14 protein-coding genes are annotated in these 13474 nt (G+C 64.4%); 7 read left to right on the plus strand and 7 right to left on the minus strand.

Annotation, left to right across the window (positions count from 1 at the left end; all coding sequences use genetic code 11):
- Positions 1–20 precede the first annotated feature (20 nt).
- Positions 21–677 (minus strand): glutathione S-transferase, encoded by a 657-nt coding sequence (locus PanNE5_RS21280; RefSeq protein WP_017233038.1) that lies wholly within the window; start codon positions 675–677, stop codon positions 21–23.
- Positions 678–1277: 600 nt separating this feature from the next.
- Between PanNE5_RS21280 and PanNE5_RS21285 the strand changes: the two genes are divergently transcribed.
- The 7 genes from PanNE5_RS21285 (at position 1278) to PanNE5_RS21315 (ending at position 8314) form a co-directional block, all read left to right on the plus strand.
- Positions 1278–2834, plus strand: a complete 1557-nt coding sequence (locus PanNE5_RS21285) for a 3-hydroxyacyl-CoA dehydrogenase (protein ID WP_017233037.1) — start codon at positions 1278–1280, stop codon at positions 2832–2834.
- Positions 2835–2850: 16 nt separating this feature from the next.
- A complete protein-coding gene (locus tag PanNE5_RS21290; protein WP_017233036.1) occupies positions 2851–3630 on the plus strand; it encodes an oxepin-CoA hydrolase, alternative type in 780 nt (259 codons plus the stop codon).
- 103 nt (positions 3631–3733) lie between these two features.
- On the plus strand, positions 3734–4492 hold the full coding sequence (locus PanNE5_RS21295) for a histidine phosphatase family protein (RefSeq protein ID WP_150563043.1): 759 nt from the start codon (positions 3734–3736) through the stop codon (positions 4490–4492).
- A 124-nt stretch (positions 4493–4616) separates the two neighbouring features.
- Complete coding sequence (locus PanNE5_RS21300) at positions 4617–5765, plus strand: phosphotransferase (RefSeq protein WP_017233034.1); 1149 nt, start codon at positions 4617–4619, stop codon at positions 5763–5765.
- On the plus strand, positions 5762–7036 hold the full coding sequence (locus PanNE5_RS21305) for an acyl-CoA dehydrogenase family protein (protein ID WP_017233033.1): 1275 nt from the start codon (positions 5762–5764) through the stop codon (positions 7034–7036). The genes PanNE5_RS21300 and PanNE5_RS21305 overlap by 4 nt, the downstream gene beginning before the upstream one ends.
- Entirely contained in the window at positions 7033–7725 is a 693-nt protein-coding gene (locus PanNE5_RS21310; RefSeq protein ID WP_261938767.1) for a glutathione S-transferase C-terminal domain-containing protein, read from the plus strand. Before PanNE5_RS21305 ends, PanNE5_RS21310 begins: the two co-directional genes overlap by 4 nt.
- Positions 7726–7978: 253 nt before the next feature.
- Positions 7979–8314 (plus strand): YegP family protein, encoded by a 336-nt coding sequence (locus tag PanNE5_RS21315; RefSeq protein ID WP_017233030.1) that lies wholly within the window; start codon positions 7979–7981, stop codon positions 8312–8314.
- A 52-nt stretch (positions 8315–8366) separates the two neighbouring features.
- Here the strand turns inward: PanNE5_RS21315 and PanNE5_RS21320 are convergent, their stop codons facing one another.
- The 6 genes from PanNE5_RS21320 to PanNE5_RS21345 form a co-directional block, all read right to left on the minus strand.
- A complete protein-coding gene (locus PanNE5_RS21320; protein ID WP_017233029.1) occupies positions 8367–8822 on the minus strand; it encodes a MaoC family dehydratase in 456 nt (151 codons plus the stop codon).
- A 52-nt stretch (positions 8823–8874) separates the two neighbouring features.
- On the minus strand, positions 8875–9348 hold the full coding sequence (locus PanNE5_RS21325) for a DUF1178 family protein (protein ID WP_261938768.1): 474 nt from the start codon (positions 9346–9348) through the stop codon (positions 8875–8877).
- A gap of 65 nt (positions 9349–9413) precedes the next feature.
- On the minus strand, positions 9414–10007 hold the full coding sequence (locus PanNE5_RS21330) for an NUDIX domain-containing protein (RefSeq protein WP_017233027.1): 594 nt from the start codon (positions 10005–10007) through the stop codon (positions 9414–9416).
- 76 nt (positions 10008–10083) lie between these two features.
- Positions 10084–10398, minus strand: coding sequence for a DUF2818 family protein (locus PanNE5_RS21335; protein ID WP_017233026.1), 315 nt, complete (start codon positions 10396–10398; stop codon positions 10084–10086).
- Positions 10399–10488: 90 nt separating this feature from the next.
- Complete coding sequence (gene nuoN, locus PanNE5_RS21340) at positions 10489–11958, minus strand: NADH-quinone oxidoreductase subunit NuoN (RefSeq protein ID WP_017233025.1); 1470 nt, start codon at positions 11956–11958, stop codon at positions 10489–10491.
- Between the two features lie 20 nt (positions 11959–11978).
- A complete protein-coding gene (locus PanNE5_RS21345) occupies positions 11979–13460 on the minus strand; it encodes an NADH-quinone oxidoreductase subunit M (RefSeq protein WP_017233024.1) in 1482 nt (493 codons plus the stop codon).
- Positions 13461–13474 lie beyond the last annotated feature (14 nt).

A 13474-nucleotide genomic window follows, 5' to 3' on the forward strand; every position in this document is an offset into this window, starting at 1 on the left:
CGGTGGCAGGCGCGTCGGAATTACCCCGCCTTCTTCGCCTGCTGGGCCTGCTGGTACGCCTTCTGCTCAGCGCGCATGCGCTGGAACGATTCGCGTTCGGCGAGCCCCTTGCCATACGCCTTCCAGTCGATGCCGGCCGCTTGCAGGAAATCCTCCCCATACACCGCTTGTGTGGCCATCCCCAAGATCGGCAGATGGATGCCCGCGGCGACGTCGGCCATCGAGAAGCTATCGCCGGCAAGGTAAGGCGCAAACTTCGCCAGCCGCTTGAACGCCACGATGTTCCGGCGCAGCAGCTTCTCGGTGCGTTGACGCGTGCCATCCGAGGCCGTCGCGCCAAAGAACGCCTGCCCGTAGATGTCGCGCACAACCAGCTCCAGGTGCAACTCCACCATCGTGAGCAGTTCGCGCTCCTTCGCCTGCCGCCACGGGTCTTTCGAGAAAAGCGCGGGCGACGGATGCGTCGCTTCGAGGAAATCGCAGATCACCTGTGACTCGGACAGGAACCCTTGTTCCGTCTCCAGATACGGCACCTTGCCGAGCGGCGAGCATTGCAGCAGCGACTCATCCTGGCAGGGAATCGACTCCGACTCCTCGAATGCCAAGCCCTTCTCGTACAGTACTACCTTGACCTTGTTGTAATAGTTGCTGATGGGAAAACCGTACAGCTTCAACATGATGTCTCCGATGCGTCACGGCTAGCGCCTCGGTTGTCGTCGAGGCAGCGGCGCGTGCGCAGTGTCATGATGCGTCCCTGGTGCGCTGCCGCCGATGGAGCGGTAGCGCGTCGTTGTCGGCCGATCGCGCGACGGTGGTGCGACGGTGGTGCGATGGTTGCGGCATCGTTGTCGATCCACACGCTCACTGCGTCATGCAGCGAGCGCCACGGGGTCAACCTTGGCGATGTGTGCAACCGACGCGACTGGCGGCCACCCGCAGTGTAACGGCATCGCACGATCGGTCGTGAGACGCGCACACGGGAAGATGTCCCGAAATCTGCCTCCCGGCCCAACGGCAGGTCCACGAACGGTCCGATGGACTACGCCCCCGGCCGACCGCCCAGCGGAACAAGCGCTGGCAGCCGCCGCAAGATCGGCGACAATAGCGCCAACGCGTGATGGGCACCGGTTTGCATTGCTCGGCGAGTCATCAGGAAATTCATTTCCAGACCGACCGGTCGGACGATAGAATGTTGCATCCCCTCCGTGCCAGCGCCGGGCGCGCCCACCGCGCGACTCCGATCGACGACCATCGACCCCCATTTCGAGACACTCCGAATGACTGCATCCTCCTCCCAGGCCTGCGCGAACGCCCCCGGCAAGACTATCGACGTGCTGGGCATCGTCGGCGCCGGTGCCATGGGCCGTGGCATCGCCCAGATCGCCGCGCAGGCTGGCCTGCGCGTGAAACTTTACGACACCAACGCCAGCGCCGTGCAAGCCGCACTGGGCACCCTGCGCGACACGCTGGACAAGCTCGCCGCGAAGGGCAAGATCGAAGCGTCGAGTGTCGAGGCGACGATGGGCCGTCTGCAGGCATGCGGCGTCCTTGAGGATCTGGCCGATTGCCAGCTCGTGGTCGAAGCCATTATCGAAAAACTCGACGTCAAGCGCGATCTGTTCCGCTCGCTGGAGGGCATCGTTGCGGCAGACGCGATTCTCGCGTCGAACACGTCGTCGCTATCAATCACGGCGATCGCCGCCGCGTGCGAGCGTCCAGAGCGCGTGGCCGGCTACCACTTCTTCAACCCGGTGCCGCTCATGAAGGTGGTGGAGGTGATCGACGGCCTGCGTACCGCCCCCGAGGTCGGCGATGCGCTGCTCGCGCTGGGTCAGCGCATGGGGCACACGGCCGTGCGCTGCAAGGACATGCCGGGCTTCATCGTCAACCACGCCGGGCGCGGGATGAACACCGAAGGCCTGCGCGTGGCGAGCGAAGGTGTGGCGAGTTTTGCTGACATCGACCGTATCCTGCGCGAGCAGGCGGGCTTTCGTCTTGGCACGTTCGAACTGCTCGATCTCACGGCACTCGACGTCTCGCACCCGGTGATGGAATCGATCTACCACCAGTTCTACGAAGAAGCCCGCTTCCGTCCGTCGCCGATCACGGCCGTACGCTTCGCGGGCGGCCTGCTGGGCCGCAAGGTCGGCGAAGGCTTCTATCGCTATGTCGACGGCAAACAGCAAGTGCCGCCTGAAGCCCCGGCGCCCGACACCCTGCCCGCCAGCGTCTGGGTGAGCCGCGCCGATACGCGCGGCTTCGCGGCCGTGGTCGAACTGCTCGGCGCGACGGGCGTGCCCCTCGAAAGCGGCGACAAGCCGTCAGCAACGGCGCTGATCGTTGTCACGCCGCTCGGTCTCGACGCCACGACCTGCGCCGTCGAACAGGGACTCGACGCGGCGCGCACGGTGGCCGTCGACACGCTGCTGCCGCTCGCCGGCGCGAAGCGCCACACGCTGATGACCACGCCGATCACGACGCCCGAAGCACGCAACGCCGCACACGCCCTGTTTGCGCACGGCGGCACACCCGTGACGGTGATTCGCGACTCGGCGGGCTTTGTCGCCCAGCGCGTGATCGCCACCATCGTGAACATCGGCGCCGACATCGCGCAGCAACGCATCGCAGCACCCGGCGACATCGATCGCGCCGTGACGCTGGGCCTGGGCTACGCCAAAGGGCCGCTCGCACTCGGCGATGCCGTCGGCGCTCGCCAACTGCTCACCGTGCTGCGCAATCTGCAATCGTTCTATGGCGATCAGCGCTATCGTCCGTCGCCGTGGCTCACGCGCCGCGCGCAACTGGGCGTGTCGCTGCTGACCGAAGAACAGTGATCTGGAGACTCGCCCCATGAGCGCCGAACTGCTTGCCGAACGCGTTGACCACACGCTGGTGCTGACGCTGTCGAACCCGGGGGCGCGCAATGCGCTGCACCCCGACATGTACGCCGCCGGGGTCGAAGCGCTGACCACGGCCGAGCGCGACCCGTCCGTGCGCGCCGTGGTGCTCACCGGCGCCGACAACTTCTTTTGCGCGGGCGGCAACCTGAACCGGCTGCTGGAGAATCGTCAGAAGGACCCATCGGTACAGGCGGCAAGCATCGACGCGCTCGCTGAATGGATCGAAGCGCTGCGTGCGTGTCCGAAGCCGGTCATCGCGGCCGTCGAGGGCGCCGCCGCCGGGGCGGGCTTCTCGCTCGCGCTCGCGTGCGACCTGCTCGTCGCGGCCGACAACGCCAAGTTCGTGATGGCCTACGTCAAGGTCGGCCTCACGCCCGATGGCGGCGGCTCATGGTTCCTCTCGCAAGCCCTGCCCCGCCCGCTCGCCACCGAGATCCTGCTCGAAGGCAAGCCGGTCGCGGCGGCGCGCCTGGCCGCGGCCGGTCTCGTCAACCGCGTGGTCGCGCCGGGACAAGCCCGGGCCGAGGCGCTGAACTGGGCGACCGATCTCGCGCAGCTCTCGCCGAACGCCGTCGGCCGGATCAAGTCGCTCATCGAAAGCGGTGCCAGCGAGACGCTCACCTCGCAGTTGGGCGCCGAGCGCGATAGTTTCGTCGCATCGCTTCACCATGCTGACGGTCTGGAAGGAATCAGTGCCTTCCTTGAGAAACGTCCGGCAAAATACGCCTGATGGCTTGACCGACCGCGCACGAACTTTGGACACGCGCGGTCGGTCAATGCCTTGCCGCAGCGCCCCGTTAGACTGCCGGCGCCCCTCTCAGGAGAGTTACCGCATGCGCGACTCACTCGGCCAATCCGGCTCCGCCGCCGGTCCCTTGGTATTCACGCCACCACAGCGCCGCCGCATCTATCTGATGCGTCATGGCGACGTCACGTACTTCGACGACAGCGGCAAGCCTATCGACGCCGACGCGGTCGCACTCAACGAGCTGGGGCGCTCGCAAGCCAGCGCCGCCGGACGCGCCTTTGCCGCCGAGAACATCCGCTTCGATCGCGTGATCGTGAGCGGCCTGCCGCGCACCCGCGAGACGGCCGAGCGCGTGCTGGCCGAGACCGGGCAACAGATCGACATCGAGACGTGGACGTGCTGGCGGGAAATTCGCGCCGGCAACATTGCCGACCTGCCGCCGGGCGAGATCGCGCAGGCGTTTCTCGGCGCGTTCGACGGCCTCGTGCCCGAGAGCACCCGCTTCATGAACGGCGAGTCGGTGCGCGAGTTGCTCGACCGCGTGGTGCCGCCGCTGGCGGAGCTGCGCGCCGATACGTCGTGGGATACGGTACTACTGGTGTTGCACGGCGGCGTGAATCGGGCGATTCTCTCGCATGCCATGCATCCGCTCGGACGCCTCTTCCTGGGCCAGCTCGCTCAGACCCCCGCCTGCATCAACGCGCTCGACGTGGGCGACAAGCCCGAAGACTGGGTCGTGCGCCTGATGAACTTTGCGCCGCCGCAACTGCTGCATCGCGATAACCGGCTGACCGTCATGGAAAAGATCTTCGCATCGTTTGTGCGCACGCGAGCGCGAGGATAAGCGCGTCGGGCCATCGCACGACGTGAAGCGTCCGCACACGCAATAAGTAACAAGCAAAAAGCAACGCAGTCGAAACGGTCGAAATCGTCACGAACAACGTAGCACCGGGAATGCAGGAGACAGCATGGCCGAGGAGCTCGCGCAAGACTATTCCACATTTGCCGGCGAACGCGCACTGGACGCGCGCGCGCCGTTCGATACCGCTGCGCTCGAAGGCTGGCTCGCCGCGCATGTCGACGGCTTTGCCGGGCCGCTGACGATCACGCAGTTCAACGGCGGTCAATCCAATCCGACTTATCGCCTGACGACCCCCAACGCCGCCTACGTGCTGCGCACCAAGCCCGCACCGGCCGCCAAACTGCTCCCGTCCGCCCACGCCATCGAGCGCGAATATCGTGTGATGGATGCCCTCGCCGGCACCGATGTCCCCGTCGCCCGCATGCGGGGACTGTGCGTGGACGAAAGCGTGATCGGGCTGGCGTTCTATGTCATGGACTTCGTGCCGGGGCGCGTGTTGTGGGACCCCTCGCTGCCCGGCATGACGCCGGCCGAGCGCGGCGCCATCTACGACGAGATGAACCGCGTCATCTCGGCCCTGCACCGGGTCGACTACGCGGCCATCGGCCTTACGTCCTACGGCAAGCCTGGCGGCTACATCGCGCGCCAGATCGCCCGGTGGAGCCAGCAATACCGCGCCTCACAGACGCAGACGATCGACGCGATGGACCGTCTCATCGAGTGGCTGCCCGCGCATTTGCCGTCTGGCGTGCCCGAGCGCACCAGCATCGTGCACGGCGACTTCCGCCTCGACAATCTGATCTTCCATCCGAGCGAGCCGCGCGTACTCGCCGTGCTCGACTGGGAACTGTCGACGCTCGGCGACCCGCTCGCCGACTTCAGTTATCACTGCATGGCATGGCACGTCACCCCCGGAGTGTTTCGCGGGATTGCCGGCCTCGATTGGGCCGCCCTCGGCATACCGGACGAAAACGCCTACGTCGCCCGCTACAGCGAGCGCACGGGGATTGCCCGGCCCGCGCAGTGGTATTTCTATCTCGCGTATAACATGTTCCGTATCGCCGCAATTCTGCAAGGCATCATGAAGCGCGTCGCCGACGGCACGGCCGTCAGCCAGCAGGCACTCGATGCCGGCCAGCGCGCGCGGCCGATGGCGGAACTCGCCTGGATGTACGCGCAGCGCAGCACAGCCCCCGCGCAGTGCGGGTCCCGGGATCTCGATCACGCAGGCAGTCAAGGAACGCAGACCTCATGAATTTCACCTACAGCCCGAAAGTCGAGGCATTGCGCGAGCGCCTCACCGCGTTCTTCGACGAGCACATTTTCCCGAACGAGCGTCACTATCTCGAAGCGATCGAGGTGGCGCGGCGCCAAGGCGACGCATGGCAGCCGTCGCCGGTCATCGAGCGCCTCAAGCCGCTCGCGCAGCAGGCCGGGCTGTGGAACCTGTTCCTGCCCGACTCGGGGCGCGGCGCGGGCCTGACCAACGTCGAATACGCACCGCTGTGCGAGATCATGGGACAAGTCCCGTGGGCGCCGGAAGTCTTCAATTGCAACGCCCCCGACACCGGCAACATGGAAACGCTCGAGCGCTACGCGACCGACGCGCAAAAGGCGCAATGGCTCGAACCGCTGCTGCGCGGCGAGATCCGTTCCGCCTTTCTGATGACGGAGCCGGACGTGGCGTCGTCCGACGCCACCAACGTCCAGTGCCGCATTCGCCGCGACGGCGACGACTACGTCATCAATGGCCGCAAGTGGTGGTCGACCGGCGCGGGCGACCCACGTTGCGCCGTCTACATCGTGATGGGCAAGACCGATCCGGACGCGCCGAAGCATGCCCAACAGTCGATGATTCTCGTGCCGGCCGACGCCAAGGGCGTAACGCGCGTGCGCCCGCTCACCGTCTTCGGCTACGACGACGCCCCACACGGCCATATGGAAATCGTGCTCGATGACGTTCGTGTGCCGGCCAGCAGTCTCCTGCTCGGCGAGGGACGCGGCTTCGAGATCGCGCAGGGGCGTCTCGGCCCGGGGCGTATCCACCACTGCATGCGGCTCATCGGGCTGGCCGAGCGTGCGCTTTCGCTGATGTGCCAGCGCACGCTCTCGCGGGTGGCGTTCGGCAAGCCGATCGCGGCGCAGGGCGTCACGCGCGAGCGCATCGCCGAAGCCCGGTGTTTGATCGAACAGGCGCGCCTGCTCACGCTCAAGGCCGCCTATATGATGGATACCGTCGGCAACAAGGCGGCGCGGGCCGAGATCGCCATGATCAAGGTCGTGGCGCCGACCATGGCGTGTCAGGTGCTCGACTGGGCGATGCAGGCGCATGGCGCGGCGGGGCTCTCGGGAGACTTCCCGCTGGCCTACGCGTATGCGAGCGCGCGCACGTTGCGCTTCGCGGACGGCCCCGACGAAGTCCATCGCAACGCCATCGCCAAGCTGGAACTGGCGCGCTACGCGAGCGCGCCGAGCGCCCCCGGCGCCCCGTCGTCAACTGACACCCCAACAAGGAGCCACAATTGATTCAGCTCTATTCCTGGGCCACGCCCAACGGCCACAAGGTCCAGATCATGCTCGAAGAGTGCGGGTTGCCCTACCACGCACATGCCGTCGATATCGGGGCGGGCGACCAGTTCAAGGACGCCTTCCTCGCCATCTCGCCGAACAACAAGATTCCGGCCATCGTCGACGAGGACGGGCCGGACGGCAAGCCAATCTCGCTGTTCGAGTCGGGAGCGATCCTGCTGTATCTGGCGGGCAAGACCGGGCGCTTCCTGCCCGAGGATGTGCGCGGCAAGTACGAGACGCTCGAATGGCTGATGTTCCAGATGGGGGGCGTGGGACCGATGCTCGGTCAGGCGCACCATTTTCGGATCTACGCGCCCGAGAAAATCGATTACGCGATCAAGCGCTACACCAATGAGGCCCGGCGCCTGTACGGCGTGCTCGACAAGCAGCTCGGTCATCACCCCTACGTATCGGGCAACATGTACACCATTGCGGATATTGCGATCTGGCCGTGGCTGCGCTCGTGGAAGAATCAAGGTGTGGTGATGTCGGACTTCCCCAATGTGCAACGCTGGTTCGACGCCATCGAGGCCCGTCCGGCCGTGCAGCGCGGCATCAAGGTGCTGGCCGACGCGCGCAAGCCGCTTCAGGATGCCAAGGCCCGCGAGATACTGTTCGGCGCGACGCAATACGCGCGCCATTAGGCCACGGGCGAGCGGTGACGGTCCGGCGGGGCGTAGAGCGAAGTGGTTGACACTTCGCAACAGACTGCGGTTTCGCCGCGACGCTGGCGGTGCTAATCTAGGTGAATTACGCTCGATGCGTAGGCGCGTCGAACACGCCGAACACGTACCTGCAGACGTTTTTCAAACGTCTGCGACGCGGCTGGCCGCCGTCGTCCCCTTGCAGTTCGCAGTCCCTCGCCGCTGGCTTTTGGAAGATCCGGGAGATCCACATATGTCAGGCAAGTTCGAACTCAAGCGCAGTCCCAACGGTGAATTCCACTTTCACCTGATGGCCGACAGCGGGCACATTATCCTTTCGTCCGAGACATACAAGGCGCGGGCCTCTGCGCAGAACGGTATCGAGTCCGTTCGCAAGAATTCGGCCGAGGACCACCGTTTCGAGCGCAAGACGTCGACGTCCGGCCGCCCGTATTTCGTGCTCAAGGCGCGCAATGGCGAGATCATCGGCCAAAGCCAGATGTTTTCGAGCGCCGAGCAGATGGAAGACGGCATCACGCAGGTCAAACGCGATGCCCCGGCGGCCTCGGTGAGCGATCTGTCACATTGAGACCGCCGCGGCAGGCCGACGCGAGCGCGGGTGAGTCCGACGCTCGCGTGACTCAGTCACCGCGCTTCAAATAGAGCCCGGTTCCGCGGAACCGGCACACTTCTTCGCCGTGCTGATTCGTCGCCGTCCAGAGCTGGCGCACGATGCCCCGATCGGGACGGCTTTTCGACGCGCGCACTTCCAGCGTGCTGCTCGTGACCGTGATCGTGTCTCCCGGACGCACCGGTTTGAGCCACTCGATCTGCTCGACGCCCGGCGACCCCATGCTCGACGAGCGCGAGAGCAGTTGGTCGACGTTCATCCGCATCATGATGCTGCACGTGTGCCAGCCGCTGGCCACCAGCCCACCGAAATGCGACTCGCGCCCGGCCGCTTCATCGATGTGAAACGGCTGGGGATCGAATTGCCGCGCAAAATGCACGATCTCGTCCGCCGTGAACGTGTATTCGCCCAGATCGAAGGTGTCACCGACCGTGAAGTCTTCGAAGTAGTACTCGAGAGTTGCCATCGCTAGCTCCTGCATGCGGCGTGCTGGCGTCATCCGCCAGACGGTTACGGGCTTACTGCAACGTATCCTTGAAGCCGTCGGGAATCGGCAGCGGCATGACGTCGATGCCCTCTTCCGCCAGTGCTTCGCTCTCTTCGCGCGACACCGTGCCGCGAATATTGCGCTCCGGGGCTTCCGCATAGTGAATCTTGCGGGCTTCCTCGGCAAACTGGCTACCCACGTCTTCCGTGTTCGCCATGACGTGACGCACCGCCTTCATCCAGAGCGTCTGCAGCTCGCCTTTCGCTTTGGCGACGTCCCGCGAGGCCGAGTCGCCGGGCGGTCGCGCGGCCGGCGCGCCTTCGGCACGCAACGTCGCCCCCGACAGATTCAGGCGCGGCGCAGACGGCATGCGGGCAATCTTCGCGTCGCCGCAGACGGGGCATGTCACCAGCCCCCGCGCTTGCTGCGACAGGTAATCGTCCTCCGAGCCGAACCAGCCCTCGAAGGTGTGCTCGTGTGCACAACGCAAGTCAAAAACCTTCATGACGCAATGGATGTATCCCGACCCCGTGGGTCACGAGACCGGGGATCGAAAAAAATGACGATGGATCAGCGTTGTGGCGACCGCTCGTTCGGCTGCCACACGCCCGATAATATCTTTTCCAGCCAGAACGCGCCGATGATCGATTTGACGTCCGTGATACGCCCGTCCCGCACCCATTGCAGCAGTTCGGTCGCGGGCATCTTGAACACGTCGAGAAACTCGCCCTCGTCGAGGCGTTGTTCGCCAAGCGTGAGGTCGCGCGCAAGCCAGATGTCAATGAATTCCGTCGAGTACGAAATCACCGGGTGAATACGCGTGAGGTAATCCCAGCGCTCGGCGCGATACCCCGTCTCTTCCAGCAACTCACGCTGGCCGCACGCGAGACCGCCCTCCGCGTCGTCGAGCTTGCCGGCGGGCAGCTCCGTCATCACGCGCTCGAGCGGATACCGATACTGACGCTCCATGAGCACCTGGCCGTCGTCGAAGAGCGGGATCACCATGACGGCCCCCGGATGGGTGGTGTATTCGCGCGTTGCCGTCTTGCCGTCGGGTAGACGCACGCGGTCGCGCTTGATGGTCAGGAACGAACCGTCATAGACCGTATCGCTCTCAAGACGCGTCTCAATCAGATGTCGATCGTCGAATTGACGCTGGGTCATAAGCCCTCCACGGCTGAAAATTGGCGAACCCAAAACAAAACGCCGCCCAAGGGCGGCGTCTTGCGAAGCAAACATCTCAGGCCACAACGGCAGCCGGTCGATGGCGCCACAAATACCGGTACACGAAGCCCGGAAACGCGAACACGACGAAAAGACTGGCCGTGACCGCATAGAACTGCCAGCCCTGCGAAAACACGTTGCCGATGCCCGACTCGATCAGATAACCGAGCGCCCCCACCACGAAGTAAGCCACCGCCATCTCGACCAGCCGGCACCACAGCGGCTTGACCGCTCGCTTGAGCGCGATGACGCCAAACAGGCGCTGGTTCACGAACGGCAGATTCGCGCCCAACAGGGACAGCACAATCACCAGCATACCGCCTGCCGACATACCCATCGATCATCCCTCCGCCGGTTCGTCTGTCGTGCGCCGGGCCGGTCATTTCGACCCGCCCGGCCGCCTTCGTGTAGTCTAACGCGCTCAGCTGGCGAGCGTCAGCTTGATGGTGCGCAGGCACCAGTCCATCAGCGGGCCAGGCATCAAGCCCAGGTACAGCAGGACCAAACCGTTGAGCGACAGCACGAAACGCATCGTGCCGCTGCCCTGCAGCGCATTGTGGTCATCGGCCTTGTCGAAGTACATCAGCTTGACGACACGCAGGTAGTAGAACGCACCGATCAGCGAGGCCAACACCGCCACCACCGCCAACCACACCATGCCCGCGTTCACCACGGCTTGCAGCACGGCCAGCTTGGCGTAGAAGCCTGCCAGCGGCGGAATGCCGGCCAGCGAGAACATCAGCATCAGCATCACGAACGCGAACCACGGGCTACGCTGGTTCAGGCCCTTCAGATCGGAGAGATTCTCGGCCTCGAAGCCTTGGCGCGAGAGCAGCAGCACGATACCGAACGTGCCCAGCGTCGTGAGCAGGTAGATCACGCTGTAGAACATCGACGAACCGTAGGCGTCGGCGATCCCGTCGATCTTGCCGCCCACCACGCCCGAGAGCATGCCCAGCAGCACGAAGCCCATGTGCGAGATGGTCGAGTAGGCCAGCAGGCGCTTGACGTTGGTCTGCACGATCGCCGTCAGGTTACCGATCACCAGCGAGAGCACCGCCATGATGATCAGCATCTGCTGCCAGTCGATCGCCAGCGGCAGCATGCCTTCGACGAGCAAGCGCAGCAGCAGCGCGAAGGCGCCCAGCTTCGGCGCGCCACCGATGAGCAGCGTGACCGGGGTCGGCGCGCCCTGGTAGACGTCGGGCACCCACATGTGGAACGGCGCAGCGCCGAGCTTGAACGCCAGACCGGCCACCACGAACACAACGCCGAACACCAGCACGACCTTGTTCACAGCACCCGAAGCGATGACTTCGAAGACCTTGGACAGTTCGAGCGAGCCGGTCGCGCCGTACATCATCGACATGCCGTACAGCAGGAAGCCCGAGGCGAGCGCCCCCAGCACGTAATACTTCATGGCCGACTCGGTCGCGTTCGTCGAATCGCGCCAGACGGCGGCAAGGGCGTACAGCGACAGCGACATCAGTTCCAGACCCAGGTACAAGGTCAGGAAGTTGTTGCCCGAGATCATCACCGACAGGCCCAGCAGCGAGAACAGGCTGAGAACGTAGAAGTCGCCGCGGGCGAGACCGCGGGCTTCCAGATACTTTTGACCGTAGACGAACGTGACGAACGTAGCGAGGCCGCCAAAGGCCTTGAGCAGGTTCGACATCGGATCGGCGACGAACACATTACCGAACAGGTAGTGCGACGCCGGATCACTGGCGTTGCATGCCCACAGCACGGACACGACTGCGGACGTGATGAGCGCCAGCACGTAGTTGAGCTTGCGCGTCTGGCCGAGGAACGCGTCGCACATCATGATCACGAGGATCATGAGCAGCAGGATGGCCTCCGGCAACGCAGGCAGCAGATTGATGTTTTGCATGATCTGGATATCCTCCCCGATTAAGGCAGCTTGGTCTGCGCCACGTGGGCGAGGAGGTTAACGACGGAGGTGTGCATCAGGTCGGTGAAGGGCTTCGGATAGATACCCATGAACAGCGTGAGCGCCGCCAGCACGGCCAGCATGAAGAATTCGCGCTTGTTGATGTCGACCAGCTCGCGCACGTGATCGTTGGCGATCGCGCCGAAAATCACGCGCTTGTACATCCACAGCGAATACGCCGCACCGGTGATCAGCGAGGTCGCAGCGAGCAGACCCACCCAGAAATTCAGCTTCACGGCGCCCAGGATCACCAGGAATTCGCCCACGAAGCCCGACGTCGCCGGCAGACCGCTGTTGGCCATCGTGAACAGCATGAACAGCGCTGCGAACTTCGGCATCGTGTTCACCACACCGCCGTAGTCGGCGATGTTGCGCGAGTGCATGCGGTCGTACAGCACACCGATACACAGGAACATGGCGCCCGAGACGAAGCCGTGCGAGATCATCTGGACCAGCGCACCCTGCATGCCGATTTCGCTGAACATGAAGAAGCCGAGAATCGCGAAGCCCATGTGAGCGATCGACGAATACGCCACCAGCTTCTTCATGTCGGTCTGCACCAGGGCCACGAGGCCGATGTAGACGACGGCGATCAGCGCGAGCGTGATCATGAAGCCCGACAGGTAGTGACTGGCGTCCGGGGCGATCGGCAGCGAGAAGCGCAGGAAACCGTAGGCCCCAAGCTTGAGCATGATCGCGGCCAGCACGACCGAGCCGCCGGTCGGCGCTTCCACGTGGGCGTCCGGCAACCAGGTATGCACCGGCCACATCGGCACCTTCACGGCGAAGGCCATGAAGAACGCCACGAACAGCAGTATCTGCACGTTCATCGGCAGCTTCGCGGCGTACCAGTCGGTCAGCGTGAACGAGTGCGTCACGTTGTAGAGGTAGATCAGCGCGACCAGCATGAGCAGCGAGCCGAGCAGCGTGTACAGGAAGAACTTGAACGCGGCATACACCCGGTTCGGGCCGCCCCACACACCGATGATCAGGTACATCGGGATCAGCGTGGCCTCGAAGAAGACGTAGAACAGCAGGCCGTCTTGCGCCGAGAACACCCCGATCATCAGACCCGAGAGGATCAGAAACGCGGCCATGTACTGGGCGACGCGCTCCGTGATCACTTCCCAACCCGCGATCACCACGATCACCGTGATAAGCGAAGTCAGCACGATCAGCCACAGCGAGATGCCGTCGATGCCGAGGAAGTAGTTGATGTGGAAGCGGTCGATCCAGCTCGATTTCTCGACAAACTGGAACGCCGCCGTATTGGCGTCGAAGTTCGAGATCAACGGCAGCGTGACCAGGAAGCTCATCAGCGACCCGATGAGCGACAGCGCACGTGCGCCGCCCGGGTTGCGGTCATTCCCCACCGCGAGGACAACGATCCCCGAGATGATGGGTAGCCAGATGGCCAGACTCAGAAGCGGTAGCGATTGCATTATTGTTGGCTCCC

The organism is Pandoraea sp. NE5 (genome assembly GCF_024363545.1).
Lineage (GTDB): Bacteria > Pseudomonadota > Gammaproteobacteria > Burkholderiales > Burkholderiaceae > Pandoraea > Pandoraea cepalis.

What these genes read in the sequence shown, in the direction of transcription:
- PanNE5_RS21330 (WP_017233027.1), bottom strand. Translation starts at nt 10,007, where the DNA reads ATGACCCAGCGTCAATTCGACGATCGACATCTGATTGAGACGCGTCTT.
- PanNE5_RS21305 (WP_017233033.1), top strand. Translation starts at nt 5,762, where the DNA reads ATGAATTTCACCTACAGCCCGAAAGTCGAGGCATTGCGCGAGCGCCTC.
- PanNE5_RS21345 (WP_017233024.1), bottom strand. Translation starts at nt 13,460, where the DNA reads ATGCAATCGCTACCGCTTCTGAGTCTGGCCATCTGGCTACCCATCATC.
- nuoN (WP_017233025.1), bottom strand. Translation starts at nt 11,958, where the DNA reads ATGCAAAACATCAATCTGCTGCCTGCGTTGCCGGAGGCCATCCTGCTG.
- PanNE5_RS21290 (WP_017233036.1), top strand. Translation starts at nt 2,851, where the DNA reads ATGAGCGCCGAACTGCTTGCCGAACGCGTTGACCACACGCTGGTGCTG.
- PanNE5_RS21300 (WP_017233034.1), top strand. Translation starts at nt 4,617, where the DNA reads ATGGCCGAGGAGCTCGCGCAAGACTATTCCACATTTGCCGGCGAACGC.
- PanNE5_RS21295 (WP_150563043.1), top strand. Translation starts at nt 3,734, where the DNA reads ATGCGCGACTCACTCGGCCAATCCGGCTCCGCCGCCGGTCCCTTGGTA.
- PanNE5_RS21285 (WP_017233037.1), top strand. Translation starts at nt 1,278, where the DNA reads ATGACTGCATCCTCCTCCCAGGCCTGCGCGAACGCCCCCGGCAAGACT.
- PanNE5_RS21320 (WP_017233029.1), bottom strand. Translation starts at nt 8,822, where the DNA reads ATGGCAACTCTCGAGTACTACTTCGAAGACTTCACGGTCGGTGACACC.
- PanNE5_RS21280 (WP_017233038.1), bottom strand. Translation starts at nt 677, where the DNA reads ATGTTGAAGCTGTACGGTTTTCCCATCAGCAACTATTACAACAAGGTC.
- PanNE5_RS21335 (WP_017233026.1), bottom strand. Translation starts at nt 10,398, where the DNA reads ATGTCGGCAGGCGGTATGCTGGTGATTGTGCTGTCCCTGTTGGGCGCG.
- PanNE5_RS21315 (WP_017233030.1), top strand. Translation starts at nt 7,979, where the DNA reads ATGTCAGGCAAGTTCGAACTCAAGCGCAGTCCCAACGGTGAATTCCAC.
- PanNE5_RS21325 (WP_261938768.1), bottom strand. Translation starts at nt 9,348, where the DNA reads ATGAAGGTTTTTGACTTGCGTTGTGCACACGAGCACACCTTCGAGGGC.